The following is a 24,547-nucleotide window of genomic DNA, read 5'->3' as shown; positions in this document are numbered from 1 at the left end:
GCTTGCGCCCGCCCAACTCCACGGTGCGTGATGGCCTCGGACTGCATGCACTCGCGGGCCGGAGTGGTGGCGCTTGCGCCGCAGATCTGCGCTCCGTCCCTCTCAGCGTGACAACCGTGACAACCGTGACGTCTGTCACGAACGTCTGGGGCCCGGAGCGTGACGGACGTGACAGTGACACTAAGGAGTGTCACGTCTGTCCGTCCGGGTGTCACGTCAGTCCGCATCCGGCACGAGCCACAGGTGATCGACGCCCTGAAGCTCGACTGACGCCACCAGGGACCGCCCCAGAGCCATCTTCAGCGCCCGCCCGAACGCCTGCCGCTTGGCGTCTGCTCGCTTGGCACCATCCTCACCATCGGCGGGGTAGGTGGCATAGAAGGCGTCCCGCACGCGCTCGACGGCCGCAGCCCGATGCTCGGCGCCAGTCGATCCGAACGGCCACGCCCTGATCCCGTGCTCATCCAGTGCTGCCGTGAAGGCCTGCCGGAAGACCTTTAGCGAGGTCGGCCAGCGTTCCTTGGCTACCGCAGCGGCCGAGGCTGAGATCCGGTCCGTCTGCCAGTTCACGATGCACGTGGTGATCGGCTCACGGTCGTAGGTTTCGCCGACGGTGATGACCTCCAGCGCATAGGGGATTTCATAGCCGCAACGGCCTCCCCTCACTTTTCGGATCGCCATGCGGGTGTTGCTGATCGTGCCGGCCTCGTCGCGGCTGGCGAGCATGGCGAGCACCACGTCGGCTGCGGCTTCCTTCGCGGACGAGCCCCGGGTGCCGGTTTCCACGGCCTTGCCGAAGTGATCGACGCCAAGGACGAAGGCGCCGGTCTGGTGGCTCAAGGCCTCCATGGCATTCATCACACGCTGCGCCTCGGCGGCTGAATTCTCGTCCATGAAACCGGCGCCGGCCGCGACGGTGTCGATGACGATCAGCGCGAGTGGCAGATCGAAGGCTTCGGCCAAGTGCTCGGCCGCCATCTTCGCCACCGAGACCAGCTGCGGCACGGCATCGGCGTCAAGCAGGCGCGGGCATTCCTCGATCCAAGCGAACGGCAACCGGTCCGGTGCGTCGGGTCCGAGCTTGCCGTGAACGATGCCCTTCAGCCGGATCGGGATCTCGAAGGATCCCTCCGGTGCGATGAACAGAACGCCGCCCTGCCGCATCACCCGCTTCCCCGCGAAGGGGCTGCCGGTCATCACGGACGCGCTTAGGTCGAGGGCGCCGAACGTCTTGCCGCCGCCCCACTGGCCGGCGAGCAGGCCCTTGCCGGTCTCGAAGACCAGATCCCGCACGAGCCAGGCCCGATCGGCGTTGGGGTCGGCGTCGCCGTGCCAGCGAATGCTGATCGCGGAGCTTGGGCGGGCTGCGCTGCTGTCCCGCCGCTCGGCCCGCGGGCGCAGGTGCTCGATGGTATAGGCAGGCTCAGCCATGCCGCACCTCCGGGATGTCGTTGAGATCGGCGCCGTTGCCGGTGGGGTGCACGAGCAGCACCTCACGGCCTGCGCGGCGCCAGCGGTCAGCACACAGTTCGGACGCGCCCCGCCCGGCCGGATCATTGTCGACCGCGATCCAGAGGCATTCGATGCCGGGCAGAACCGGGAAGCTGGTGATCCCGCCCGCATTCAGGACGGACCAGACGGGCGAGGCCCCGAACTCAGGCAGGCGCCGGAGCGAGAGCGTCGTCTCGATGCCCTCGCCGATCCCGAGGCAGGTCGTGACCTCCTCGTCGGCCGTGAGTTTTACGGCGCCGCCGCGAATGCTCCCGAGGGCGAGCCGGTCCTTACCGTCGACCTCGACCTTCCGCCCTTCATGGCTCAAAGCTGAGCGATGGATCGCCTGCGGCTGGTTGGTGACGATGTTCTGGACCAGCGCGACCATGGCCGGCGTCCGCCCGCCCGCGAACGGACAGGACGGATGAAACCGCAGAACCTCGGTCGCATCGTCGACGAGGTCGAGGCCGCGGCGGGCGAGGTAGCGGCTGACCGGGGACCCGGCCGACTCCCTCGCCTCGCGCCAGATCCGAAGGGCGAGCCCAGTCCGGTCCGAGCCGGAGGGAGGGGGTGGTGAATACCCACCCCCTTCGCACGCACGATCGGAAGTAGAAGGGGGTAGCGTTTCGTTACCCCCCTTGATCGGCTCGCGGGGCGAAGGCGCAGGTTTCGGGGCAACTTGCCCCGAAAGTCCGAGCCGATCGCGCACGTAGTCACGGCAGGCGCCGAAGTCGTCGCCGGCATGACTGTGCAGGGTGAAGCCGCCCGGTGCCGAGGCGTCGAACAGGATAGAGAGGCTGCGATCCTGGCGGGTGTGGTTCGGACCGGGGCAGACGATGCCCCGGCCGACCACCTCGCCCCCGAGCGCACGCGCTGCGGAGCGAAGATCCATCACGCGTGCCCTCCAATCCTGACGACGGAGAACAGCTCGTCGAGGCGACCGACGAACCCGACATCCGCCGCCTCAAGGTGATCAGAGAGCAGGGCAACGTCCTGCACGCCGTGATGGGCGAACGTCTCTTCGATGGACTTGAACAGCCCTGCGATGAGTTCCTGCAGGAACTCGGCCTGCTGCTGAACAGTGCGTTCCGGCTCGGAGATGAGCTTCAGGTAGGCCGTGGTCGCCAGATCCGCGCCAAGCGCGCGGACGTGGTCGATCCCGATCTGCCGAACCTCATCTTCATCCTTCGCTCGATGAAGGCGGGCGTCCGTGTCGTCCATGATGCGCCGAAGGTTGGCGATGCTCATCGCGACGCCTCCTGTGTTGCGGGCCGGAGGGTCGAAGCGGCCTGACTGGCGGCCAGGAGCGCCCTGCCGGCGCAACCGAGTGCGTGGGCCATACCGGGACCGTCCTGCGCAGCGGCGAGGTAGGCGGCGGCTTCCGCGTACCGAGCGGCGAGGCCGGCACGTTCTGCTACTGCATCGAACGCGAGCGGCGCGACGGAGCTGGTTCGAGAGAGAGCACTCATGTGCGCCCCCAACGATCAGCCACGCTATAGGCATGGGCTGCGATGACCGCCGCCAGCGCCGGACTGAAAACGTACTGTGCCCGGAGGCGAGCGGTCTGGATTTCGAGCGGGGTCGGTGCTAACTCAGAACCATCGGTGCCCACCGAGAATTCCGAGCCCCGCCCGCGATTGCCGTCGCGGCGGGGTTCACCTTTTCTGGATGCCATTCGGCTACGCGGCCTCCTGCACCAAAGAAGCGAGGAAGGTGCGGATGCTCTCGTCGGTGACGTAGCTGGACGCGCCGATCCGGACGACCTTCAGCTTCCCCGCCGCTGCGAGCCTATAAAAGGTTGTGTTGCTGATGCTGAGGATCCGCTGAGCATCCTTGGTACGATGCAAAAGCTTCCCCGTCGGCGCACGCGGTTCTCCCGCGGCACCCTGAACGACTGCGTTCATGGCTGCTTTCCTTAGCTCTATCCCGAGGAATGCCTGGGAATGTCGATAGAGTAGTGCTGGCGCCGACTAATCAGCAACGGGCAATAGTCCTCGCTCTGTCAGAGTGAGGATCGCTCAGTCAGAGATTTTCGCTTTAGCCATGATCGCCAGGATCTCCTTCCGCCAGCGATCAGCTCCCGCTGGGGAGATGGTTCCCGCATTCTCGGCCTTTAAGGCTTTATCCAATTCCAAAATTTGCTCAGTTCTGGACGCTCCTCTTGCTAAAAGCGGCGGCAAAACAGTTTTCTTAATTCGGTCTCGCTTGATATTCTGTGGCGTCAGCGCCTTTGCTTTACGCCGCTGTTCCATTTTAACAGATTGAAGATGCCGCTCATTGGCAGGGTGGACGACTGAAGCGGCACCGATCCGAAAGGCGGAGATGATGATGGCAGCCAGCGCTTCATCTAGCTGGCGCTGAGTCGGTGCAGTAGTATCCAAGGCTGGACCGTGAAGCCGCTCGCCATGGTCCTGCAGAAGAGTGCGCAGCCAATGGCCATTCGACCATAAGGTCTGCGCCTCGGCCTTCAGCTTTTCGGCTTCTTCCTCAGCGAAATAGGGTGAAGCTTTTGCATTGAATGCTGGTGAAGCGACAGCGAAAAGCGCATTGATCGTGGCTTCATCGTCGAGTGCATCACTCATGGGCGGCACCTTGATCCCGAGCGCAAACCTGAGTGGCGTAGCTCGCCCAAGCATCCATCAGCTCGCGCCGCTTCTCGAACAGATCACCGCGCCGATAGGCTCGCTCGGTCGCGTCACCCACGGTGTGCGCCAGAGCCATCTCAGCGAGGTCACGCGGGAATGCGGTGCACTCGCCGGCCCAGTCCCGGAACGACGATCGGAAGCCGTGAACCGTCAGTCCGGCTCGGTCGATCTTCACGAGGACGTCGCGCGCCATCTTGTCCGTGAGCGGACGCCGGCTCCGGCTGCCGGGGAACACGAAGGTCTCGTTGAGGCCGTGCATCTTCGCCAAGAGAGCCAGGGCAGGCGCCGACAGCGGCACCCGGTGCTCGACGCCGGATTTCATCCGCTCGGCCGGTATGGCCCAGATCCCAGCCTCCATGTCGATTTCGGACCAGCGTGCGCCCAGCGCCTCGCCCGAGCGGGCTGCCGTCAGGATCGCGAACTCCAGCGCACGGGCTGGGACAGAGTCCTCGCCTCGAAGGTCGGCCATGAAGGTGGCCATCTCCCTGAACGGCAGCGCCGCGTAGTGCTGCACCCGCTTTACCCGCGACCGCTTCGGAAGGAGGTTCTGCAGATGCCCGCGCCAGCGCGCAGGGTTCTCGCCGCGCCGGTAGCCATGGGTAGCCGCCCAATCGAGCACCGACTCGATCCGGGCGCGCACCCTCGTCGCCGTCTCGGATCGCGTGGTCCAAATCGGCTCCAGCACCTTCATCACCGAGCCGGTGTCGATGGCCTGGACCGGAAGGTCGCCGATCACCGGATGGACGTGGTTCTCCAGCGACGACGGCCACTGCGCCGCGTGGATGGCGTTGCGCCAGCCGGCCTTGTGGGCCTCGATGTACTTCCCGGCGCAGTCGCGGAAGGTGATGGCCTTCGCGGCCTCTAGGGCTGCCTCCTGGCGCTTCACTTTGCGAACCTCGATCGGGTCGACGCCCTCGGAGGTCAGCTTCCGGCATTCCCGCGCCCGCTCGCGCGCTTCGGCAAGCGACCAGGTCGCGCACGACCCGAGCCCCATCTCCCGCGCCCGGCCGGCGATCTTGTACCGGAAGATCCAGCTCTTCCCGCCCTTGCCGGTAACCTGAAGCCAGAGGCCGTGGCCGTCGCCGTACATGCCCGGCGTCTTCAGCCGAGCCACGCCGAGGGCCGTGAGCTTACCCTGCATAGGATCTTCACCCGCGCTTCTACCCACACCGTAAACGCGGATTTGTGGGAACGCCAGGGCACTGCGGGGGACTTCGCTCCCGAAATAGCCTCTGCTTTTCAGTGCGTTGTGAGGTTCCCGGGCGTTCCCAGGAATGCCATTACCGAGGAGCTGTCGGCCTCGATCGGCGAGATCGGCGGGCAGGTCACCAAGTCGGCCGCGATCGCCGGTCAGGCGGTGAGCGAGGCGGAGCGGACCGACCGGCAGATCCGCGGCCTCGCCGGGGCGGCGGAGCGGATCGGGGAAGTCGTGCGGATCATCTCGGCGATCGCCGAGCAGACCAACCTGCTGGCGCTGAACGCCACGATCGAGGCGGCGCGGGCGGGCGAGTCGGGGCGCGGCTTCGCGGTGGTCGCCGCCGAGGTGAAGGGCTTGGCCGGGCAGACCGCGAAGGCCACGGAGGAGATCACCGCGCAGATCGCGGCGATCCAGGGCGAGACGACGGAGGCGGTCGGCGCGGTCCACTCGATCGGGAGGACCGTCGACACGATGAACGCGATCGCCAGCGCGATCGCGGCGGCGGTCGAGCAGCAGCGGTTCGCCACCGGGCACATCTCGCAGAACATCGACGAGGCCGCCCGGGGGACCGACGCGGTGAGCGCGAACGTGGTCTCGGCCTCGTCGGCGGCGGAGGCGACGCACCGCGTGGCCGGGGAGGTCGGTGCCGCGGCCGGCGACGTCTGCCGCAGCGCCGAGGCCCTGCGCGCCGAGGTGATGCGCTTCCTCGTCGAGATGCGCGCCGCCTGAGCGCGCCGTCGCCCCGGACGGGCGCCGCTGCCGCGGGGCCTGTCCGTGAAACGCGCGGGAGAGGCGCGTCAGAACACCGGCATGGCCCCGGCCACCGTGACGAGCGCGCCCGACGTGTAGCTGCTCTCGTCGGAGGCCAGCATCACGTAGGCTGAGGCGAGTTCGGCCGGTTGTCCGGGCCGGCCGAACGGAACCTGACTGCCGAAGGATTTCACCGAATCCTGGCTCATCCCGGAGGGGATGAACGGGGTCCAGATCGGCCCGGGCAGCACGCCGTTCACGCGCACGCCCTTCTCGGCGAGGAGCTGGGCCAAGCTGAGCACCATGTTGCTCAGGGCGCCCTTGGTGGCGCTGTAGGCCATGAGCGACGGCATCGGGTGCTTGGAATTCACCGAGGAGGTGAAGATCACCGAGGCGCCGGGCTTGAGATGGGCGAGCGCCGCCTTGGTCACGTAGAACGCGCCGAACACGTTGGTGCGGAAATGGTCCTCGAACACGGCGTCGTCGATCCCGGCGAGATCCTCGTTCGGCTGCTGGAACGCGCCGTTGTTGACCAGCACGTCGAGGCGCCCGAACGTCTCGACCGTGCGGGCGACGATCTGGCGCCCGTAGGCGGCGTCCTTGAGGTCGCCCGGCAGGAGCAGTGCCCGCCGACCCGCCTTCTCGACCCACTGGGCGACCGCCTCCGCGTCGGCCTGCTCGTCCGGCAGGTAGGAGATGGCGATGTCGGCCCCTTCCCGGGCGAAGGCGATGGCGACCGCGCGGCCGATACCGGAATCGCCGCCGGTGATCAGCGCGGCCTGGCCGGTCAGCTTGCCCGAGCCCTTGTAGCTCGCCTCGCCGTGGTCGGGTTCGGGCTCCATGCGGCCGGTCTTGCCGGGGAAACTTTGGGGCTGCGCCGCGAAGGGCGGGCGGGGATACTTGTGCAGCGGATCCGTGGTCACGCGTCATCTCCGATAAGGATGCCGGTCCAACCGCACGGCATCCCGGGTGTTCCGGTGCCCTGGCGCCGCGCCCCGCCGGCACAGCCCCGTTCGAGGCCGCCCTCCCCCCTCCCCCCTCGCGGACAACACGAACCCGTGTGCCGGCGAGGGGCCGACACAGGTCAGCAACAGCCGCTCGTCACTCTGGCCGAGAGGAGGTCCCGCCATGATCGACGTTCAGCCGGAGGATCGGGCCGCCCGCGTGATCGACCGGGTCCTGATCTGCGCAGCGATGCTCTCGCTCACCTTCGGACTGGCGACGGGCCTGTGGGGTCTGCTGCAGTGAGCCAGCCCGGGGATCCGGGTCCCGCGCAGGGATCCGGGGCGCGGATCACGATCCGGCCCGGTCGCGCGCCCGCGCGGCGGTCCGGACGCGACTACACCGCCGTGACGCTGATCGGAGCGGGACTCACGGTGCTCGCGCTCGCGCTGCTGCTGGTCGGGATCCCGTGAGCGGTCGCCGGCGATGCTGCTGAACCGCGTCCTCGTCGCCGCGCTGGTCGTCGCGGTCGCGGCGTTCCTGCTGTACCTGGCGGCCCTCGCCCGCGCGGCGCTGTCTCCCAACGAGCCCTACGCGTCCAGCATCGGCCTCACCCTCGACCAGTGCGTGGCCGCCCAGGACAGCCTGTCCGCCGAGGCGTCGCGCCGGTACTGCCTCAGGCCCGTCCCGAAGCGCCTGTGACCGGCAGGGATCTCGGCCCGCCGGAGACCCTGCGTGAGTTTTCCTGACACATCGTGTGAGGACATGGTGATTGTCCGCACGGTGCCGGAAACTTAGGGTTCGAGGTGCCGGCCGGCTCTGTCGCCGCGCCCGATCGCAGGAAAACGCACGGGATGCCCAGCACCATGGCGGACGACGCGACGACCTGGTCCGGACGCTGCCACTGCGGGGCGGTGCGCTTCGAGGCGGCCCTCGACGGGGATCTCGCGTCGATCCGACGATGCACCTGTTCCTACTGCCGCATGCGCGGCGCCGTCGTCGTCATGGCGCGGCCGGGCGGGGTGAGGATCCTGGAGGGGGCGGAGGCGCTGACGACCTACCGGTTCCATACCGGGGCGGCGCAGCACTTCTTCTGCTCCCGCTGCGGCGTCTACACGCACCATCAGCGACGGTCGGACCCGAACGTCCACGCCGTCAACGTGGCCTGCCTGGACGGGGTCAGTCCCTTCGACTTTCCGGAGGTCCCGGTGATGGACGGCGTCAATCACACGAACGACACCGGCCAGCCCACGCGGCGCGCCGGCACGCTGCGCTTCGTCCCGGCAGAGTGACGGTCGCGTAGGGCTGCGTGAGGGCCGCGTAACGGCGGCGGACCGTCCGCGGTGTGGGCCCGGTGCGGGATCCCCGATCGGGCCCGGCTCAACCGCTAGTGATCGTGGCCGCAGCCGCAGCCGGGACCGTGCACGTGGCCGTGCTTCTGGTGCCCGTGCTCGTGATCATGGCCGTGATCATGGCTGTGATCATGGCTGTGACCGTGGGCATGATCGTGGCCGTGCTTCTCGTGCCCGTGATCGTGGCTGTGCCCGTGATCGTGGCTGTGCCCGTGATCGTGGCTGTGCCCGTGATCGTGGCTGTGCCCGTGATCGTGGCTGTGCCCATGATCGTGGCTGTGCCCATGATCGTGCGCGTGAGCGTGGTCGTGCCCGTGATCGTGCCCGCAGGTGCTGTGATCGTGGGCGGCCTGCTCGGGACGGAAGGCACGGGAGACCGGGGTCGCGACGCAGCCCTGCCCGCGCACCAGCTCGGCCGCGGCGGGCGTCGCCGGCACGTAGAGCACGTCCGCGCCGATCTCGGCGTCCACGTGGCTGCCGCCGAGCTGCCAGGCCAAGCGCAGCAGGCGGGCCGGATTCTCGGCGCGCACCTCCAGGAGATCCTCGGCGGCCGCCCGCACCGCGACGAGCCGGCCGTCGTCGAGGCGCAGGGCGTCGCCGTCCTCGAGCGCCGCGGCCTTGGTGAGCGCGACGTCGAAGCCGAGGCCGCCCTCGGCGACCAGGGATCCGGCGACGGCAGCCCGGCCCGCGCGGTCGAGGGTCACCGTGTCGGCGACGCGGTCGGCGCGGACCGCGGCCCGGCGGACGATCGTGGTGGCTGTCGGCATGGGACCCTCGGACATGTGCCGGACTGGTGCCGGGCGTGGTGCCGGATAGGGCGTCGCGGCACCGCGGCCGGAGCGCCTCCGAACGTGGCATAGGGCGAGACGGGAACCGGGCGCAACTCGTCTCGCAACGCGTCTCGCGGCCGATGGAACCTTAGCCGTATGGCTGACATTCCTTTCCTGCTAAGCTCGACCCGATCCGCAACGATCACGGCCACCGGCCGGACCGGATTCACAAGGGAGTTCTGGGGACCATGAAGAAGCTGACGGCCGCCGCCATCGCCACCATCGCCGCCCTCTCGCTCGCCGGCTGCAACACCCCGGAGGACCGGGCTCTGGGCGGCGCCGGCCTCGGCGCCCTGACCGGTGCCGCGATCGGCGCGGCGGCCACCGGCCGCGCGGGCGGTGCCCTGGCGGGTGCCGCGATCGGCGGCGCCGGCGGCGCCATCGTGGGCGCCTCGACCGCGCCGCGCTGCCCCTACGGCACCTATCGCGACGCCTACGGCAACGTGTACTGCCGCTGAGCTGAAGGGGAAGGGCTGGGCGCGCCCCGGCCCTTCCTCGCGGCGTGCGGAGCGGCTATCCCGTCGCTCGGCCGGGCCCGTCCCGGTGCCGGAACCCCGCCGCCGCCGATGACAGAGCCGAGCCGAGGATCAGCGCCGGGACCGGTCGTCCCATGACTCAGGCGACCAAGACTCAGGGCGTCTGGGGCAAGCTCGGCGGCGCCGGATTCGGCCTCGCGATCGGCGGCCCCCTCGGGGCGCTGATCGGCGGGGTCGCCGGTCATTTCCTGCTCGACCGCGTCGGCGCGCCCTTCGGGCGGACGCCGCGCGACGTCGTGTTCACCACCGGACTCGTGGCGCTCGCCGCCAAGATGGCCAAGTCCGACGGCGTCGTGCTGCCCTCGGAGGTCGAGGCGTTCGGCCGGGTCGTGCAGGTGGGGCCGTCCGCGCGGGCGGGCGTCGAGCGCCTGTTCGACCTCGCCAAGAAGACCACGAACGGCTTCGAGGCCTACGCCCAGCAGCTGGCGACCACCTTCGGCGACGAGCCGGCGCTCCTCGAGGACGTGCTCGACGGCCTGTTCCAGATCGCCGGCGCCGACGGGGCGCTGCACGAGGCCGAGGAGCGCTACCTGCGCGCGGTCTCGGGCATCTTCGGCTTCGACGAGGCGGCGTTCCGGCGCATCGCCGCCCGCCACGTGCGGTTGCCGGACGATCCCTACGGCGTCCTCGGGCTCGACCGCGAGGCGGACGACGCCGCCGTGAAGGCCCGCCACCGGGCGCTGGTGGCCGAGCACCACCCGGACCGGGCGCTCGCCCGCGGCCTGCCGACGGAGGCGGTGGCCATCGCCACGCGGCGGCTCGCCGCGATCAACGCCGCCTATGACCGGATCGCGCAGGAGCGCGGGCTGCGGTGAGCCTGACCCCCGACAGCCCCCTCGCCCGCCGCGTCGCGCCCTCGCCGAACCACGGCGCCCGCCGCGCGGGGCCGCTCGACATGCTGATCCTGCACTACACCGGGATGGACAGCGGGGCCGCCGCCCTCGCGCGCCTGCGCGACCCGCTGAGCGAGGTCTCGGCGCACTACCTCGTGTTCGAGGATGGCGGGATCGTCCAGATGGTGCCGGAGGCCCGCCGGGCCTGGCACGCCGGCGCCGGCGCCTGGAAGGGCGAGACCGACGTCAATTCCCGGTCGATCGGGATCGAGATCGTGAACCCGGGCCATGCCGGCGGCCTGCCGCCCTACCCGGAGGCCCAGGTCGAGGCGGTGATCGCGCTGGCCCGGGACGTCCTCGGCCGCTGGCCGATCCCGCCGGAGCGGGTGCTCGCCCATTCCGACGTCGCGCCCGAGCGCAAGGAGGATCCGGGGGAGATCTTCCCGTGGGACCGTCTGGCGGCGGCGGGGGTGGGCCATCGCGTGCCCCCCGCCAGCCTCCAGGACGGCCGTTTCTTCGCGCGGGGCGATGCCGGCCAGCCCGTCGAGGCGCTGCAGGCGATGTTCGCGCTCTACGGCTACGAACTCCCGGTGACCGGGCTGTTCGACGCGCGCACCCAGGCGGTGGTCACCGCGTTCCAGCGCCACTTCCGCCCGGCGCGGGTGGACGGCGTGGCCGACGCCTCGACCATCACCACCCTGCGCGACCTGATCGCGGCGCTGCCGCCGGCCTGAGGGCCGGGCGCCCGCCGGGCCCCCTCAGGCGCGGTGGGCCCGGGCCTCGCGGGGGTGCCCGGCCTCCGGGGCCGGCGCGACCGGTGCGTCGGTCCGGGTCCGCCAGAGGCTGTAGAAGACGCCCGCCGCCAGCAGCGTCAGGGTCACCACCAGGGAGACCCAGGGCTGCACGTGGATGAGCCCGAACGTGTCGGCGACCACGATCTTGGCGCCGATGAAGATCAGGATGAAGGCCAGCGCCGTCTTCAGGTAGGCGAACCGGTCGACCATCGCGGCGAGCGCGAAGTAGAGGGCGCGCAGGCCCAGGATCGCGAAGATGTTGGAGGTGTAGACCACGAACGTGTCGGTGGTGATCGCGAAGATCGCCGGCACGCTGTCGACCGCGAAGATCACGTCGGCGCCGTTCACCAGCACCAGGGCGAGGGCCAGCGGGGTGAAGTACAGGGCGACCTTGCCGGTCCTCGGGTCGGTCTTGCGCACGGTGAAGCGCTGGCCGTGCAGGTCGGGGGTGACCCGGAAGGTCGTCTTGAACCAGCGCACGACGGCGCTGTTCTGGAAGTCGCCCTCCTCCTCGTCGCCCGCGATCAGGATCTTCAGGCCGGCGTAGATCAGGAAGGCGGCGAACAGGGAGAGCACCCAGTGCACCTCGTGCACCAGGGCGGCGCCGAGCCCGATCATCAGGCCGCGCAGCACCACGGCCGCCAGGATGCCCCAGAGGAGGACCCGGTGCTGGGCCGCCCGCGGGATGCCCAGGGCCGTGAGGATCATCGCGATGACGAAGACGTTGTCCATCGACAGCGACTTCTCGACCACGAGGCCGGTGACGTACTCCTCGGCGGAAGACGGCCCGAGATACCACCAGATCCAGCCGCCGAAGGCGAGGCCGAGGGCGAGGTAGAAGCCGGTGAGAGCCAAGCTCTCCCGGACGCCGATCTCGTGCTCCTTGTCGCGGTGGAGGAGCCCGAGGTCGAAGGCGAGCAGGCAGGCGATCAGGACGTGGAACCCGAGCCACATCCACAACGGCTTGCCGAGCCATTCGACGGTGAGGACGTCCATCATGTGCGGGGACCTGATGCTGATTCCAGATGGAAAGCATCGGCTCCGACATCACGGGCGCTGAGGAGCGCCCGCCAGAGGGGCCCGCAGCCGATGGGGCCGACGTAAGCGGTGATCCGGGCGAATCAAGGGCAGAGCTCCCGGCCAGCGCGCGGTCCGGTGACGCTATCCGCTTCCCGTGGCCCCGACGCGACGCGGGCGCGCGTGTCGGGACGACCTCCGGTCCCGGACGGGAACGCGGGGGTTGAGGGAACGCGTCCGGTGCCGCGAGGCCGTCAGGCGGAGGCCTCCGGGGTCTCGGCGGCCATCCTGGGCGACGTGCGCTCGCGCAGGGGCCGCTCCTCCATCAGCGCCAGGAACGTGAAGGCCCCGAGCAGGCCGAGGCAGGCGGCCATGAAGACGTGGCGGAAGGTCAGGGCGAGCTGGGCCGGGTCCGCGCCGCGGATCAGGCTCTCCACGTCGTGGGCCCCTCCCCCCGCCCCGCCGGCGGCGCCGCCGAGCACGATCGTGCCGAAGGCCGCCACGATCAGGGCCCCGCCGAGGGAGCGGAAGAAGTTCATCGCGGCGGTGGCGATGCCGAGCTGGTGCGTCTCCACCGCGTTCTGGATCGAGATGGTCGAGAGCGGCAGGATCGTCCCGATCCCCATGGAGAGCAGCGCGAACAGCACCTCCATGAGCCAGAAGGGCAGCGCCCGGCCCTGCCAGGCGATGGTGGCGCAGCAGGCGAGGCTGACGCACATCATCGCCAGGGGCACGCGCTTGTAGTGCCGGAAATGGAGCATCGACCGGCCCGACAGGGTCGCGCCCGTGACGGTGCCGATCATCAGCGGCACCAGGGCCAGCCCGGACTCGCTCGCCGAGAGCCCGATCACCCCTTCGAGGAAGATCGGCACGTAGATGGTGAGCCCGATGAAGGTGCCCATGGCGAAGCACGCGGCCAGCGTCGCGCTGTAGACCACCCGGTCCTTGAGCACCTCCGTGGGGATCAGCGGCTCGGCCGCCGTGGCGAGCCGCGCCGCGAAGCCGCCGCCCAGCACGGCCGCCCCGGCGAGGAGGGCGAGGACCGGTGCGGAGTCCCAGGGGTAGCGCACCCCGCCCCAGCTCAGGGCCAGCAGGAGGGTGACGGAGCCCGCCACCATCAGGGCGGCGCCGGGATAGTCCAGCCGGTGGCGGCGCTCGTGGCGGGGCAGGCGCTTGAGGTTGGCGTTGGTGAGCGCGAAGGCGAGGACGCCGATCGGCAGGTTGATCCAGAAGATCAGCGACCAGTGCAGGTGCTGGGCGAAGAGGCCGCCGAGCAGCGGCCCCGCCACCGAGGCCGTCACGAACACGCCCGCGATCACCACCTGATAGCGCGCCCGCTCCTTGGGCGACATGATGTCGGCCAGGATGGTCTGCGCCAGGGCGATCAGGCCGCCGCCGCCGACACCCTGGAGACCCCGGGCGAGCGCGAGCGTCACCATCGTGGGCGCGAGCGCGCAGGCGAGCGAGCCGACCACGAAGGTCGCGATGGCGATCAGCAGCATGATCCGCCGGCCGTGGATGTCGCTGAGCTTGCCGTAGAGCGGGGTCACCGCCGTGGAGGCCAGCAGGTAGGCGGTGACGATCCAGGGCAGGTTCGCGGCGTCGCCGAGGTCGAGGCCGATGGTCGGCATGGCGGTCGCCACGATGGTCTGGTCGAGGGCCGCGAGCAGCATCGCGGTCATCAGCCCGTAGACGATGGCGCGGATCTCGCCGGGGCTGAGCGCGGCCTGCGGGGCGGGCCGCGCCTGGGCCTGCGGCTGGATCTCGGTGACGGCGACGGGACTGGCCACGTGTCTGAGAGCCTCTGATCCGGACCGTGCCGGCCGACCGTCCGGGGCGGACGGGGCCTGGGGCGGCATGAGGGGGCGCGGGCGGGCCGCGGTCGCGGGTCGGTGCACCGGTAACCGCGGCGCCCGGGGTCGGGAAGAACGTGCGTTCGGGCGTGTCCGTTTCCTAGCGCAACGCCGGAGGCCGGCCCATGGCGCCCGGCGCCGATCCGACCTTCGCCCTTGACAGAGGGTGCCGGGCTGTCGCTCTCCCGCCCCATGCCGGATGACAGGGACGCAATCGCCATCGTGGGCGGGGGGCCCGCCGGGCTCGCCGCGGCCGAGGTGCTGGGCGAGGCCGGCCGCGCGGTCACGGTCTACGAGCGCATGCCGTCGGTCGCCCGCAAGCTGCTGATCGCCGGGCGCGGCGGCCTCAACATCACCCACGGCGAGGCGCGGGCCGAGTTCCTCGCCCGCTACCATCCGCGCGGCGCCCTCGACGCGGCCATCGCGGCCTTCCCGCCCGACGCGCTCAGGGCGTGGTGCGCGGATCTCGGCGAGCCGACCTTCGTCGGCACGAGCGGGCGCGTCTTCCCGCGCAGCTTCAAGGCCTCGCCCCTGCTGCGGGCGTGGCTGGCGCGGCTCGACCGCCTCGGCGTCCGGATCCGGACCCGCCACCGGCTCACGGGGATCGCCGGGGGCCTGCGCTTCGAGACCCCGGACGGTCCCCTGGACATCCGGCCGCGCGCCACCCTGCTGGCGCTGGGCGGGGCGAGCTGGCCGCGCCTCGGCTCGGACGGGCGCTGGGTCCCGCTCCTCGAGGGGCTCGGCGTGGCGGTGTCGCCCCTGCGTCCGGCCAATGCCGGCTTCGCGGCAGCGTGGTCCGACCTGTTCCGGGAGCGGTTCTCCGGCGCGCCGCTGAAGCGGGTGGCGCTCACCTGTGCGGGCACCACGGTGCGGGGCGAGGCCGTGATCACGGAGGCCGGCCTCGAGGGCGGGGCGGTCTACGCCCTCTCGCGCGTCCTGCGCGAGGCAATCGCGGCCGGGGGCAGCGCGCGGCTCGTCGTGGATCTCCGCCCGGACCTGACCCGGGACGCCCTCGCCCGCCGCCTGTCCGGCGCCCGGCCGGGCGACTCGGCCGCGACCCGGCTGCGCAAGGCCGCGGGCCTCGCGCCCGCGGCGGCGGGGCTGCTGCGCGAGGCGGCCGGCGCCGCCCTCCCGGCGGAGCCCGGGGCCCTCGCCGGGCTGATCAAGGCGGCGCCCATCACCCTCACCGCCTCCGCGCCGATCGAGCGGGCGATCTCGACGGCGGGCGGCGTCCGGCTCGACGCGCTGGACGAGCGATCCATGCTGCGCGCCCATCCCGGCCTGTTCCTGGCCGGCGAGATGCTCGACTGGGAGGCGCCGACCGGCGGCTACCTCCTCCAGGGCGCCTTCGCGGGCGGCCGGTCGGCCGCCGCCGGGATGCTCGACTGGCTGCGCGAGACCGGCGGCTGACCCGCCCGGCTCACGGCCGCGTGCAGAACCCGACGATGCCGGTCGCCTCCGCCGGGCAGCTGGCGCCCTCCCCGTCGTAGGTCGGCGCGCCGCCCTTGAGGCAGTGGGCCGTGACCAGCATCTCTCCGGTCCCGCAGGTGATCGCGCAGCCCCCCGGGCAGTCGGACTTGCGCACGGGCCGCAGGCTGGCGGCCTCGCCCTTCGGGCCCGGGCCGCCCTGCGGCCCGATCGGCCCCCGCGAGCCCGGTGCGCCCGGCGGGCCCGAGGCTCCCGTGTCGCCCTTCGGGCCCGGTGCGCCCTGCGGGCCGGCCGCGCCCGTGGCACCGGGCTCCCCCTTCGGGCCGGGCTCGCCCTGGGGACCCGTATCGCCCTTGAGGCCCTGATCCCCCTTGGGGCCGGTCTCGCCCTTGGGCCCCGTCTCGCCCCTGGCCCCTGTCTCGCCCTTGGCCCCTGTCTCGCCGGGCGGTCCCGCCGCACCCTGGGGACCGGGCGGTCCGGGCGGACCCTCGGGCGCGCAGTTCGCCACGACCGCCTCGCGCTCGTCCGGCTCCGCCTTCAGCGTCACCACGCAGGTCGAGGGCCGGTAGGGCAGCCGGAAGGTGAACCGGCCGCGTCGGTCGGCCTGGATCGAGATGTCGTCGTCCAGCACCACGATCGCGCCGGGCTTGCGCACGGAGCCCGAGATCCTCAGGTCGCCGGCCTCGATCCGCGCGTCGTAGACCATGATCGGCTGGCTCGGGGCCTGCGCGTGGCGGACCCGCGGGCGGGCCGGGCGCGCCCGCCCCGTCGCGGGGGCGGACGCGGCCGGATCCGGGGCGGCGGCACCCGGCGGATCCGCCTGCTGGCCGAGCGCCGCGCCCGGCAGGGCGAGCAGGAGCGTCAGGGTGAGGGCTGAGCTGAGGGCTGAGCGCATGCGCGGTCCGGTTCGGCCGCGTCACGCGCGCGGCGTCCGGACATTGGTCTCGCCCTGCGATTGCGGTCAACCGCGACCTCGGACGCCGCGGGGGCGGCCGATTCCACAGGCGTCCACAGCCGTCCACAGGCCAAGCCGCTGCCGCCACGCGCGATTCCGGGACCCCGCGGAAACCGTTTGTGCATGTTCCTGTTATGTTCCTATCGTCCAGCATGACCGGAGCCGATGGAGATGGGGCTGGACCCTGCCGACGAGACCGAGGCGGCGATCGCGCGGGGCGATCCCCGGGCCCGGCTGGCGGTCCTGCGGGCGCGCCTCGCGCCGCCGGATCGCGGCCGGGATCCGGCCCCGGTCCTGCCGCTGGGCGTTCCGGATCTCGACGCGCACCTGCCGGGCGGCGGTCTCGCCCTCGGGCCGCCCCACGAGATCGCGCCGGCCGAGCCCGCGGACGCGATCGCGGCCCTGGGCTTCGCCCTGGCGCTCTGCGCCCGCCAGCTCGCCCGGGAGCCGGGGGAAGCGCTGATCGCCGCCGCGCCCGGCCAGCCCCTGCCCTACGGGCACGGCCTCGCCGGCCTTGGCCTCGACCCCGGCCGCCTGCTGCTGCTGGAGGCCGGCAGCGACGCGGAGGTGTTCCGCGCCCTGGAGGCGGCCCTGCACGCGCGGGCGCTCACGGCCCTGATCGGCCTCCTGCGGGACGGGCTGCCGCTGAAGCCGGGCCGGCGCCTGCAGCTCGCCGCGGAAGGGCCGGCGCCGCCGCTGCTGCTGATCCTGCGGCCGGCGCCGGCCAGCCTGCCCAACGGGGCCGCCACGCGCTGGCGGATCGCCGCCGCCCCGGCGGCGCGGGACCGGTTCGGCACCCTGGACAGGCCGCGCTGGCGGGCGCGGCTCGAGCGCTGCCGCAACGGGCGGGGCGGCGACTGGCTTCTGGAGTGGGACCATGCCGCGCATCGTCTGCATCTGCCTGAGCCACTGGCCGGTGACGCGGCTGCGGCGGGCCGGTCTCGCGCCTGAGCGCGTCCCCCTCGCGGTGGCGGCCGAGGGGTCCGGCGGGCTGCGGCTCGTGGCCCTCGACCCGGAGGCCCGCGCCCTCGGCCTCCGGGTCGGCGAGCCCCTCGGCCGGGTCCGGGCGCGGATCGGCGTGCCGCTCCAGGTCTACCCGGCCGACCCGGAGGCCGACCGGGACGCCCTGCTGCGGCTCTGTCGCTGGGCGAGCGGCTACGCGCCCCACGTGGCCCCGTTCGGGCCGGGCGAGGCGGCGGACGGGCTCTACATCGACGTCGCCGGCGCGAGCCACCTGCGCGGCGGCGAGGCGAACCTCGTCGCGGACCTGGCCGCCCGGCTCGCGCGGAGCCGCGTACCGGCGGGGATCGCGCTGGCCGACACGCCCGGCGCCGCCTTCGCGCTGGCGCGGCAGGGCGGGCCCGATCCGGTCGTGGTGCCGCCAGGCGGGGCCTCGCAGGCCCTGCGGGCCCTCCCGGTGGACGCCCTGCGCCTCGATCCCGGCACGGTCGCGGGCCTGAAGCGGCTCGGCCTGCGCCGGATCGGCGAGCTCGACGCCCTGCCCCGGGGGCCCCTCGCCCGCCGCTTCGGCGCGGCGCTGCTGCTGCGGCTCGACCAGGCCCTGGGCCGCCGGCCCGAGCCGCTGGCGCCCCTGACGGAGGCGGCTGCCTACGCCGCCGCCCGCGGATTCCTCGACCCGATCGGGCGGCAGTCGGACATCGTCCGGACCGCCCGGGACCTGATGGCGGAGACCGCGCCGCGGCTGGAGCGGGACGGGCTCGGCGCCTGCGCCCTGCGCCTCGGCCTGCACCGGGTCGACGGCGCCCTGCGGGTGATCGATCTCGGCCTGTCCCGGCCCGAGCGCGATCCTGAGCGGGTCGCGGCCCTCGTCGCCCTGCGCCTCGACCGGCTGGGCCCCGCCCTCGACGCCGGCTTCGGCTTCGAGACGGTGGCGCTCGCCGTGACGGTGACCGGCCCCATGCCGGCCCGCCAGACGGATCTCGGCGCGGCGGCCCCGGGCGACGGGATCGGGTTCCTGGCCGACGCCCTGGCGCAGCGCCTCGGGCGGGCGCTCCTGCGGCTCGAGCCGCGGGCGAGCCACCTGCCGGAGCGGGCCGACCGGGACCGGGTCTGGGTTACCGGAATGGGGCACGGACCGTCGACCGATCGAGGCGTCGGCCGGCCACGGGCGCCTCTCCCGCCCCCCGCTCCCGAACGGGAGCGGGGGGCGGGTGCGCTCCTTCAGCGTCGGCGTTCAACCGTGATGGCTGATCCTTCCGGCCTAGCGGCGGAAGAGGAGGCGCGCACCGGCGCGTCCCCCTGGTCCGACCACCTCCCGCCCCGCCCCCTGGTGATCTTCCCCCGCGGCGAGGCCGCCCTCGACGTGCTCTCGACCGTCCCGGAGGGGCCGCCCCGGCGCTTCCGCTGGCGCGCCCGGATCCACCGCGTCGCCCATGCCGAGGGGCCGGAGCGGATCGCCGCCGAATGGTGGCGCGCGCCCGGCGCGGATCGCGATTACTACCGCATCGAGTGCGAGGCCGGGCACCGGCTCTGGCTCTACCGCGACGGCCCGCACGCCCCCGATCGCCCGGCCGCGTGGTACGTCCACGGGCTCTTCGCGTGAGCGGCCCCGCCTACGCCGAGCTCGCCGTCACCACGAACTTCTCCTTCCTGCACGGCGCCTCCCATCCGCAGGACTTCGTCGTGCAGGCGGCGTCCTACGGCCTCGCGGCCATCGGCATCGCCGACCGCAACACCGTGGCCGGCGTGGTCCGGGCGCACGCGGCGGCGCTGGCGCTCGACCAGGAAGGCACACCGATCCGGATCCTGCCGGGGGTGCGCCTCGTCACCGAGGAGGGGTTCGAGGCCGTCACCTACCCGATGGACCGGGGCGCCTGGGGGCGCCTCTGCCGGCTGCTCACCCTGGGCAACCGGCGCGTCCGCAAGGGCGCCTGCCGCTTCTCCTTCGCCGAGATGGTGGAGGCTTCCGAGGGGCAGATGTTCATCGCGATGCCGCCGGCCCGGCGCCTGCCGGAGGGGTTCCGGGCGCGGCTGGAGGCGCTGGCCGCCGCCGCCCCGGGCCGGACCTTCCTCGGGGCGAGCCACACGCGCCGCGGCGACGAGCGGCGGCGCCTCGGGCTGCTCGCCGAGCTGGGCGCGGCCTCCGGCGCCCCGATGGTCGCGGTCTCGGACGCGCTCTACCACCATCCCGAGCGACGCCCGCTGCAGGACGTGGTCACCTGCATCCGCCAAGGCTGCCGGATCGAGGACGCCGGCTACCGGCTGGAGGCCAATGCCGAGCGCCACCTGAAGCCCGCCGCCGAGATGGCGCGGCTGTTCGCCGACCACCCGGAGGCGCTCGCCCGCACCGTCGAGATCGCGCAGGCCTGCGAGTTCAGCCTGTCGCAGCTGCACTACGAGTACCCGGACGAGCCGGTGCCCCCCGGGCGCACGCCGCAGGAATACCTGGAGGAGAAGACCTGGGAACGGGCGCGCTGGCGCTACGGCGGCGAGGTCCCGGACGGCGTCGCGGCGACGCTGCGCGAGGAGCTGCGGCTCATCGCCAAGATGAAATACGCCCGCTACTTCCTGACCCTGTTCGACGTGGTCGAGTTCGCCCGCGGCCGGGGCATCCTGTGCCAGGGCCGCGGCTCGGCGGCCAATTCCGCCGTGTGCTTCTGCCTCGGCATCACCGCGGTGGACCCGTCGAAGCACCGGCTGCTCTTCGCCCGCTTCATCTCGGAGAACCGGGGCGAGCCGCCCGACATCGACGTCGACTTCGAGCACGAGCGCCGCGAGGAGGTGATCCAGCACCTCTACGCCCGCTACGGCCGGGAGCGGGCCGCCCTCTGCGCCACGGTGATCCACTACCGGCCCCGCATGGCGATCCGCGAGGTCGGCAAGGTCCTGGGCCTGACCGAGGACGTGACCGCGGCGATCGCCGACACGGTCTGGGGCTCCTGGGGCACCGGCATGCCGGACCAGCACGTGCGCGAGGCCGGGCTCGACCCGGAGAACCCGGCGATCCGGCAGGCGCTCGACCTCGCCCACCAGCTGATCGGCTTCCCCCGCCACCTGTCGCAGCATGTCGGCGGCTTCGTGCTGACCCGCGGCCGCCTCGACGAGACCGTGCCGGTGGGCAACGGCGCCATGGCGGACCGCACCTTCATCGAGTGGGACAAGGACGACATCGACGCGATCGGCCTGATGAAGGTCGACGTGCTGGCGCTCGGCATGCTGACCTGCCTCAAGCGCGGCCTCGATTTCCTGGAGAAGGATCACGGCACCTTCTACGAGACGCTGGCCGACCTGCCGCAGGACGATCCCGCGACCTACGCGATGCTGACGAAGGCCGATTCCGTCGGCGTGTTCCAGGTCGAGAGCCGGGCGCAGATGTCGATGCTGCCGCGCCTTAAGCCCAGGGAGTTCTACGACCTCGTGGTGCAGGTCGCGATCGTGCGCCCCGGCCCGATCCAGGGCGACATGGTCCATCCCTACCTGCGGCGACGCTCCGGGATCGACCCGGTCGAGTACCCGGCCCCGCACCCGGATCACGGCCCGGCGGACGAGCTGAAGGAGGTCCTGCAGAAGACCTACGGGGTGCCGCTGTTCCAGGAGCACGCCATGCAGATCGCCATCACGGCGGCGGGCTTCACCCCGGCCGAGGCCGACGGGCTGCGCCGGGCGATGGCGACCTTCCGCCACGTCGGGTCGATCGGCGGCTTCGCGGACAAGTTCGTGGGCGGCATGACCCGCCGGGGCTACCCGCAGGACTTCGCCGAGCGCTGCTTCGCGCAGATCCGGGGCTTCTCGACCTACGGCTTCCCGGAGAGCCACGCGGCGAGCTTCGCGCTCCTCGTCTACGCCTCGGCCTGGATGAAGTGCCGGCACCCCGACGTCTTCCTGGCCGCGATCCTCAACGCCCAGCCCATGGGCTTCTACCAGCCGGCCCAGCTGGTGCGCGACGCCCGGGCCCACGGGGTCGAGGTGCGGGGCGTCTGCGTCAACGCCAGCGACTGGGACTGCACCCTGGAGCCGGCCGGGGATCCGGCGCTGCACGCCGTGCGGATCGGTCTGCGCGTCGTGCGCGGCCTGCCCGAGGCCGCGATGCGCCGGCTCGTGCGGCTGCGGGCCAACGGCTACGCCAGCATCGAGGGCCTGCAGGCGTCCCTTGCCCTGCCCCGCAACGCTCTGGAGCGGCTGGCGGAGGCGGACGCGTTCCGCTCGCTCGGCCTCGACCGGCGCGCCGCCCTGTGGATGGTCCGCACCCTGGAGGGGACGTCATCCCGCAAGGCCGCCAAGGCCGATGCGAGCGAGCGCCGCGCCCATCTTCTCGACGCACCCCTGCCGCTCTTCGCGTGGCACGCCGATGACGGCCTGTTCCGGCACGAGCCGGCGGTGGACCTTCAGCCCCTGGCCCCGTCCGAGGCCGTGGCCGAGGATTACGCCGCCACCGGCCTGTCGCTCCAGGGGCACCCGGTCGCGTTCTTCCGGGGGCGGCTCGCCCGGATCGGCGCGATTCCGGCCCGGGCCCATCTCGATCCGGCGCTGCCCCAGGGGGCGCGGGTCACGGTGGCGGGGCTCGTGCTGATCCGCCAGCGGCCCGGCACCGCCAAGGGCGTGGTCTTCCTGACGCTGGAGGACGAGACCGGTATCGCCAACGTGATCGTCTGGAAGACCGTGTTCGAGGCGAACCGCCGGATCGCCATGCAGGCGCGGTTCCTCGCCGTGCGCGGCCGGATCCAGCGGGCGGACGGGGTGGTCCACCTCGTGGCGGAGGGGTTTCGCGACCTCACCGCCGCCCTGCGCGACCTGCGCGAGGCCGGCATGAAGCTGCCGCCCGAGAACACGGATTTCGGCGTGCCCCCGGACCGGCGCGTGTTCCCCAGCCGGGATTTCCACTGAGGCCGGCACTTCGACCGGCCCTCGACCAGCCCCTCGACAGGCCCCGCGCCGCGCGTAGAGTGCGGCGATGTCGAGCTTCGCCGTCCCGCGCCTCCTCCTCGCCGCCTGCGCGGCCCTGCCCCTGCTGGCGCAGGCCGCCCGGGCCGACAGCTGCGACGACCTCACCCGCCAGATCGCCGACGCGATCGGCGGCCGGGTCGGCAAGCGCGCCGGGCCGAGCATCGACATCCGCGTGGCCGGCCCGATCAAGTTCGACGTCACCTGCCGGGCCGAGCCGATCGTTCAGGCGACCTCCGCCGAGCCAAGCCCCTCGGCGACCTTCTTCCGCGACCTGTCGGTGGCCTCCGAGATCCTCGTCGGCCAACCGGCCGCGACCGTCGAGCCGATCATCGCCAGCGCCTACCGGACCGCGCTGGCGGAGCGGCGCAAGTCGTTCATCCAGCAGAACGGCTGGTCGGCCTCCTGCTACACCGACCCGGGCAGCAGCACGATGCGCACCCTGTGCTCGGTGGGGCGTATCCCGCCGGGTTAGGCGCCCTTGACCGGGCGAACCGTCGGCGGAATCCTCGATCTCCGTCGACTCGGCCCTGGCTGCCCATGACGACTCTCAAGACCCCGCCCATCCACAGGACCGATCCCCATCGGGGCTTCCGGGACTTCATCGAGACGCGCCCCGATGAGGAGAAGTGGGAGCTCATCGAGGGCCAGATCGTGATGCAGGCCCGGCCGAGCCTCATCCATCAGGTCGTGGTCGTGAATTTCCAGCGCCTGCTGAACGCGGCTCTGGAGCGGTCGGGCTCGTCGTGGATCGCCATCCACGATCCCGCCATCGACCTCAGGCCGTTCCTCACGGGACACACCTACGTCCCGGATGTCGCGGTCATCGATGCGGCGACCATCGAGCCCGACCAGAACGTGGTCGAGGGCTGTTACCTCGCCGCCGAGATCCTCTCGCCGAGCGATCACCGGAAGCTGCCCGGTACGCACCGGACGAAGATCGACGTCAAGCGCGCGGGCTACGAGGCGTTGCCGCTCTGTCAGGCCGTGCTTCTGATCGAGCAGAGGAGCTGCGCACTGTCTCTTTCCGTGCGCAGCGGTGAGACTTGGACCCGCACCCGCCTCACCGGGGATGATCGTCTGGCGCTCCCCGTCTTCGGCCTCGAGTGTGCCGTGGCCGATCTCTACGCACGCACGCCCGTGGGGCGTGCGTCGGGACCGGGTTGACCCACAAACCATCGAAGGAACCGGGCTGGCCCCCTCCTTGCCAGCGCAGCGAAGCGATCCAGGCGGCGCCACGGTCACCGAACGCGCGCTGCCCCGACGCGCTTCGCCGCGCGATGACGGGGCGGCGTGCCCCGCCGAGCGGCCGCTCAGTATTCGATCACGCCGTCGAGCGCGTAGTGCTTCACGGTCTTCCGGTTGGCGATCAGCTCGTCGACCGTGGGCTCGCCCTTGAGGGCGCGGGCGATGGCGAGTTTCGTGGCCTCGTAGTTGGTCCGGTAGAGGTCCTTCTGGTCGAGGTTGTCGTCCTCGGCGCAGCGCTGATCGAGCCAGATCATGATGATCATGCACAGCTCGTCGAGCCCGTCCTTCGGCAGGATGCCCTCGATGATGCAGTCCACGATCGCGTCGCCGGTGGCGGCCTGGACCACGCCGCCGAGGAGCTCGGCATACTCGGCCGTGTGGATCGTGACCTTGGTGGTCATCATCGTGGCCGGGCGCACGAGCTGGTTGAGGTCGCGCACCACGAACATCCGCGTGTGGCCCTGGACCTGCCCCATCATCGACGCGAAGGCCTGACCGACCGGGCCGCGCACCGAGCCGATCAGCACCTCCGGCATGGCGTCGGTGTACTGGCCCTCGGCCGCCAGCACCGTGGCCTCGCCCGTGCGGAACCAGATCTCTTGCATGTTCGAACTCCACCTGATCGGAGCCCGCGGGAGACATCATCGGCGGCCTCGCGTCAATCGCCCCGAAGCCGGCCCCCATCCCGGCCGCCCCTGCCCTCGCCCGCGCCGCGGCGCGGGCGCAGCCCCGTGCCGCCCCGTGTCGCCGCGATGCGGCCGCCGGCATCCGCGA

Annotated in this window: 25 protein-coding genes; 13 read left to right on the top strand and 12 right to left on the bottom strand. The window is 72.1% G+C overall.

Annotated elements, in window-relative coordinates:
* Window positions 1-216: 216 nt before the first annotated feature.
* From ACQKQD_RS07610 to ACQKQD_RS07585, 6 genes are all read right to left on the bottom strand, one after another.
* Window positions 217-1,431 carry an ATP-binding protein gene (locus ACQKQD_RS07610; protein WP_427507991.1) on the bottom strand — a complete coding sequence of 405 codons (1,215 nt, stop codon included), beginning with the start codon at window positions 1,429-1,431 and terminating at the stop codon, window positions 217-219.
* Window positions 1,424-2,383, bottom strand: a complete 960-nt coding sequence (locus tag ACQKQD_RS07605) for a DUF7146 domain-containing protein (protein WP_427507990.1) — start codon at window positions 2,381-2,383, stop codon at window positions 1,424-1,426. Before ACQKQD_RS07605 ends, ACQKQD_RS07610 begins: the two co-directional genes overlap by 8 nt.
* Window positions 2,383-2,739, bottom strand: a complete 357-nt coding sequence (locus ACQKQD_RS07600; protein WP_427507989.1) for a hypothetical protein — start codon at window positions 2,737-2,739, stop codon at window positions 2,383-2,385. The genes ACQKQD_RS07605 and ACQKQD_RS07600 overlap by 1 nt, the downstream gene beginning before the upstream one ends.
* 431 nt (window positions 2,740-3,170) lie before the next feature.
* The gene (locus ACQKQD_RS07595; RefSeq protein ID WP_427507988.1) at window positions 3,171-3,395 is read right to left on the bottom strand and encodes a helix-turn-helix domain-containing protein; all 225 of its coding nucleotides are present in this window, start codon (window positions 3,393-3,395) and stop codon (window positions 3,171-3,173) included.
* Window positions 3,396-3,509: 114 nt separating this feature from the next.
* Window positions 3,510-4,073, bottom strand: a complete 564-nt coding sequence (locus ACQKQD_RS07590; protein ID WP_427507987.1) for a hypothetical protein — start codon at window positions 4,071-4,073, stop codon at window positions 3,510-3,512.
* On the bottom strand, window positions 4,066-5,277 hold the full coding sequence (locus ACQKQD_RS07585) for a tyrosine-type recombinase/integrase (RefSeq protein ID WP_427507986.1): 1,212 nt from the start codon (window positions 5,275-5,277) through the stop codon (window positions 4,066-4,068). The genes ACQKQD_RS07590 and ACQKQD_RS07585 overlap by 8 nt, the downstream gene beginning before the upstream one ends.
* A gap of 108 nt (window positions 5,278-5,385) precedes the next feature.
* On the opposite strand from ACQKQD_RS07585, the gene ACQKQD_RS07580 reads away from it, so the two are divergent.
* On the top strand, window positions 5,386-6,063 hold the full coding sequence (locus ACQKQD_RS07580; protein WP_427507985.1) for a methyl-accepting chemotaxis protein: 678 nt from the start codon (window positions 5,386-5,388) through the stop codon (window positions 6,061-6,063).
* A 68-nt stretch (window positions 6,064-6,131) separates the two neighbouring features.
* Here the strand turns inward: ACQKQD_RS07580 and ACQKQD_RS07575 are convergent, their stop codons facing one another.
* Complete coding sequence (locus ACQKQD_RS07575; RefSeq protein WP_427507984.1) at window positions 6,132-7,007, bottom strand: SDR family oxidoreductase; 876 nt, start codon at window positions 7,005-7,007, stop codon at window positions 6,132-6,134.
* A gap of 321 nt (window positions 7,008-7,328) precedes the next feature.
* Here ACQKQD_RS07575 and ACQKQD_RS07570 point away from each other — a divergent pair, with 321 nt between their 5' ends.
* The 3 genes from ACQKQD_RS07570 (at window position 7,329) to ACQKQD_RS07560 (ending at window position 8,318) form a co-directional block, all read left to right on the top strand.
* The gene (locus tag ACQKQD_RS07570; RefSeq protein WP_157862090.1) at window positions 7,329-7,499 is read left to right on the top strand and encodes a hypothetical protein; all 171 of its coding nucleotides are present in this window, start codon (window positions 7,329-7,331) and stop codon (window positions 7,497-7,499) included.
* A gap of 13 nt (window positions 7,500-7,512) precedes the next feature.
* The gene (locus ACQKQD_RS07565; protein WP_427507983.1) at window positions 7,513-7,728 is read left to right on the top strand and encodes a hypothetical protein; all 216 of its coding nucleotides are present in this window, start codon (window positions 7,513-7,515) and stop codon (window positions 7,726-7,728) included.
* Window positions 7,729-7,892: 164 nt separating this feature from the next.
* Window positions 7,893-8,318: a GFA family protein gene (locus ACQKQD_RS07560; protein WP_427508096.1), complete on the top strand. Its 426-nt coding sequence runs from the start codon at window positions 7,893-7,895 to the stop codon at window positions 8,316-8,318.
* Window positions 8,319-8,413: 95 nt separating this feature from the next.
* Here ACQKQD_RS07560 and ACQKQD_RS07555 read toward each other — a convergent pair whose 3' ends face one another.
* Window positions 8,414-9,145 carry an urease accessory protein UreE gene (locus ACQKQD_RS07555; RefSeq protein WP_427507982.1) on the bottom strand — a complete coding sequence of 244 codons (732 nt, stop codon included), beginning with the start codon at window positions 9,143-9,145 and terminating at the stop codon, window positions 8,414-8,416.
* A gap of 251 nt (window positions 9,146-9,396) precedes the next feature.
* Here ACQKQD_RS07555 and ACQKQD_RS07550 point away from each other — a divergent pair, with 251 nt between their 5' ends.
* The 3 genes from ACQKQD_RS07550 (at window position 9,397) to ACQKQD_RS07540 (ending at window position 11,311) form a co-directional block, all read left to right on the top strand.
* Window positions 9,397-9,666 carry a hypothetical protein gene (locus ACQKQD_RS07550; protein ID WP_012318984.1) on the top strand — a complete coding sequence of 90 codons (270 nt, stop codon included), beginning with the start codon at window positions 9,397-9,399 and terminating at the stop codon, window positions 9,664-9,666.
* 152 nt (window positions 9,667-9,818) lie between these two features.
* Window positions 9,819-10,559, top strand: a complete 741-nt coding sequence (locus tag ACQKQD_RS07545; protein ID WP_427507981.1) for a TerB family tellurite resistance protein — start codon at window positions 9,819-9,821, stop codon at window positions 10,557-10,559.
* Complete coding sequence (locus ACQKQD_RS07540) at window positions 10,556-11,311, top strand: N-acetylmuramoyl-L-alanine amidase (protein WP_427507980.1); 756 nt, start codon at window positions 10,556-10,558, stop codon at window positions 11,309-11,311. The genes ACQKQD_RS07545 and ACQKQD_RS07540 overlap by 4 nt, the downstream gene beginning before the upstream one ends.
* Before the next feature lie 24 nt (window positions 11,312-11,335).
* On the opposite strand, the gene ACQKQD_RS07535 is transcribed toward ACQKQD_RS07540, so the two are convergent.
* Both ACQKQD_RS07535 and ACQKQD_RS07530 read right to left on the bottom strand, forming a co-directional pair.
* The gene (locus ACQKQD_RS07535; protein WP_427507979.1) at window positions 11,336-12,370 is read right to left on the bottom strand and encodes a TerC family protein; all 1,035 of its coding nucleotides are present in this window, start codon (window positions 12,368-12,370) and stop codon (window positions 11,336-11,338) included.
* 272 nt (window positions 12,371-12,642) lie between these two features.
* Window positions 12,643-14,178: an MDR family MFS transporter gene (locus ACQKQD_RS07530; RefSeq protein ID WP_427507978.1), complete on the bottom strand. Its 1,536-nt coding sequence runs from the start codon at window positions 14,176-14,178 to the stop codon at window positions 12,643-12,645.
* Window positions 14,179-14,433: 255 nt separating this feature from the next.
* On the opposite strand from ACQKQD_RS07530, the gene ACQKQD_RS07525 reads away from it, so the two are divergent.
* Window positions 14,434-15,651 carry a TIGR03862 family flavoprotein gene (locus ACQKQD_RS07525; protein ID WP_427508095.1) on the top strand — a complete coding sequence of 406 codons (1,218 nt, stop codon included), beginning with the start codon at window positions 14,434-14,436 and terminating at the stop codon, window positions 15,649-15,651.
* Window positions 15,652-15,661: 10 nt separating this feature from the next.
* Here ACQKQD_RS07525 and ACQKQD_RS07520 read toward each other — a convergent pair whose 3' ends face one another.
* On the bottom strand, window positions 15,662-16,564 hold the full coding sequence (locus ACQKQD_RS07520) for a collagen-like protein (RefSeq protein ID WP_427507977.1): 903 nt from the start codon (window positions 16,562-16,564) through the stop codon (window positions 15,662-15,664).
* A gap of 225 nt (window positions 16,565-16,789) precedes the next feature.
* Here ACQKQD_RS07520 and ACQKQD_RS07515 point away from each other — a divergent pair, with 225 nt between their 5' ends.
* From ACQKQD_RS07515 to ACQKQD_RS07495, 5 genes are all read left to right on the top strand, one after another.
* Entirely contained in the window at window positions 16,790-17,575 is a 786-nt protein-coding gene (locus ACQKQD_RS07515; protein WP_427507976.1) for an ImuA family protein, read from the top strand.
* A complete protein-coding gene (locus ACQKQD_RS07510) occupies window positions 17,502-19,187 on the top strand; it encodes a DNA polymerase Y family protein (RefSeq protein WP_427507975.1) in 1,686 nt (561 codons plus the stop codon). Before ACQKQD_RS07515 ends, ACQKQD_RS07510 begins: the two co-directional genes overlap by 74 nt.
* Window positions 19,184-22,468, top strand: coding sequence for an error-prone DNA polymerase (locus ACQKQD_RS07505; RefSeq protein WP_427507974.1), 3,285 nt, complete (start codon window positions 19,184-19,186; stop codon window positions 22,466-22,468). The genes ACQKQD_RS07510 and ACQKQD_RS07505 overlap by 4 nt, the downstream gene beginning before the upstream one ends.
* Window positions 22,469-22,535: 67 nt before the next feature.
* Window positions 22,536-23,000 carry a hypothetical protein gene (locus tag ACQKQD_RS07500; RefSeq protein ID WP_427507973.1) on the top strand — a complete coding sequence of 155 codons (465 nt, stop codon included), beginning with the start codon at window positions 22,536-22,538 and terminating at the stop codon, window positions 22,998-23,000.
* Between the two features lie 65 nt (window positions 23,001-23,065).
* Window positions 23,066-23,692 carry a Uma2 family endonuclease gene (locus tag ACQKQD_RS07495; protein WP_042675400.1) on the top strand — a complete coding sequence of 209 codons (627 nt, stop codon included), beginning with the start codon at window positions 23,066-23,068 and terminating at the stop codon, window positions 23,690-23,692.
* 146 nt (window positions 23,693-23,838) lie between these two features.
* Here ACQKQD_RS07495 and fae read toward each other — a convergent pair whose 3' ends face one another.
* The gene (fae, locus tag ACQKQD_RS07490) at window positions 23,839-24,378 is read right to left on the bottom strand and encodes a formaldehyde-activating enzyme (RefSeq protein WP_020092273.1); all 540 of its coding nucleotides are present in this window, start codon (window positions 24,376-24,378) and stop codon (window positions 23,839-23,841) included.
* Window positions 24,379-24,547 lie beyond the last annotated feature (169 nt).

The sequence above is a fragment of the Methylobacterium sp. NPDC080182 genome, from assembly GCF_050281105.1.
In the GTDB taxonomy this organism is placed as follows: domain Bacteria; phylum Pseudomonadota; class Alphaproteobacteria; order Rhizobiales; family Beijerinckiaceae; genus Methylobacterium.
This window is presented reverse-complemented; position numbering and strand designations above follow the sequence as displayed.

Bases quoted from the DNA above. Each gene is read 5' to 3' on its own strand.
- ACQKQD_RS07515 (WP_427507976.1), top strand. From the start codon at position 16,790: ATGGAGATGGGGCTGGACCCTGCCGACGAGACCGAGGCGGCGATCGCG.
- ACQKQD_RS07555 (WP_427507982.1), bottom strand. From the start codon at position 9,145: ATGCCGACAGCCACCACGATCGTCCGCCGGGCCGCGGTCCGCGCCGAC.
- ACQKQD_RS07560 (WP_427508096.1), top strand. From the start codon at position 7,893: ATGGCGGACGACGCGACGACCTGGTCCGGACGCTGCCACTGCGGGGCG.
- ACQKQD_RS07585 (WP_427507986.1), bottom strand. From the start codon at position 5,277: ATGCAGGGTAAGCTCACGGCCCTCGGCGTGGCTCGGCTGAAGACGCCG.
- fae (WP_020092273.1), bottom strand. From the start codon at position 24,378: ATGCAAGAGATCTGGTTCCGCACGGGCGAGGCCACGGTGCTGGCGGCC.
- ACQKQD_RS07605 (WP_427507990.1), bottom strand. From the start codon at position 2,383: ATGGATCTTCGCTCCGCAGCGCGTGCGCTCGGGGGCGAGGTGGTCGGC.
- ACQKQD_RS07545 (WP_427507981.1), top strand. From the start codon at position 9,819: ATGACTCAGGCGACCAAGACTCAGGGCGTCTGGGGCAAGCTCGGCGGC.
- ACQKQD_RS07610 (WP_427507991.1), bottom strand. From the start codon at position 1,431: ATGGCTGAGCCTGCCTATACCATCGAGCACCTGCGCCCGCGGGCCGAG.
- ACQKQD_RS07600 (WP_427507989.1), bottom strand. From the start codon at position 2,739: ATGAGCATCGCCAACCTTCGGCGCATCATGGACGACACGGACGCCCGC.
- ACQKQD_RS07495 (WP_042675400.1), top strand. From the start codon at position 23,066: ATGACGACTCTCAAGACCCCGCCCATCCACAGGACCGATCCCCATCGG.
- ACQKQD_RS07590 (WP_427507987.1), bottom strand. From the start codon at position 4,073: ATGAGTGATGCACTCGACGATGAAGCCACGATCAATGCGCTTTTCGCT.
- ACQKQD_RS07510 (WP_427507975.1), top strand. From the start codon at position 17,502: ATGCCGCGCATCGTCTGCATCTGCCTGAGCCACTGGCCGGTGACGCGG.
- ACQKQD_RS07565 (WP_427507983.1), top strand. From the start codon at position 7,513: ATGCTGCTGAACCGCGTCCTCGTCGCCGCGCTGGTCGTCGCGGTCGCG.
- ACQKQD_RS07520 (WP_427507977.1), bottom strand. From the start codon at position 16,564: ATGCGCTCAGCCCTCAGCTCAGCCCTCACCCTGACGCTCCTGCTCGCC.
- ACQKQD_RS07535 (WP_427507979.1), bottom strand. From the start codon at position 12,370: ATGATGGACGTCCTCACCGTCGAATGGCTCGGCAAGCCGTTGTGGATG.
- ACQKQD_RS07525 (WP_427508095.1), top strand. From the start codon at position 14,434: ATGCCGGATGACAGGGACGCAATCGCCATCGTGGGCGGGGGGCCCGCC.
- ACQKQD_RS07500 (WP_427507973.1), top strand. From the start codon at position 22,536: ATGTCGAGCTTCGCCGTCCCGCGCCTCCTCCTCGCCGCCTGCGCGGCC.
- ACQKQD_RS07550 (WP_012318984.1), top strand. From the start codon at position 9,397: ATGAAGAAGCTGACGGCCGCCGCCATCGCCACCATCGCCGCCCTCTCG.
- ACQKQD_RS07595 (WP_427507988.1), bottom strand. From the start codon at position 3,395: ATGAACGCAGTCGTTCAGGGTGCCGCGGGAGAACCGCGTGCGCCGACG.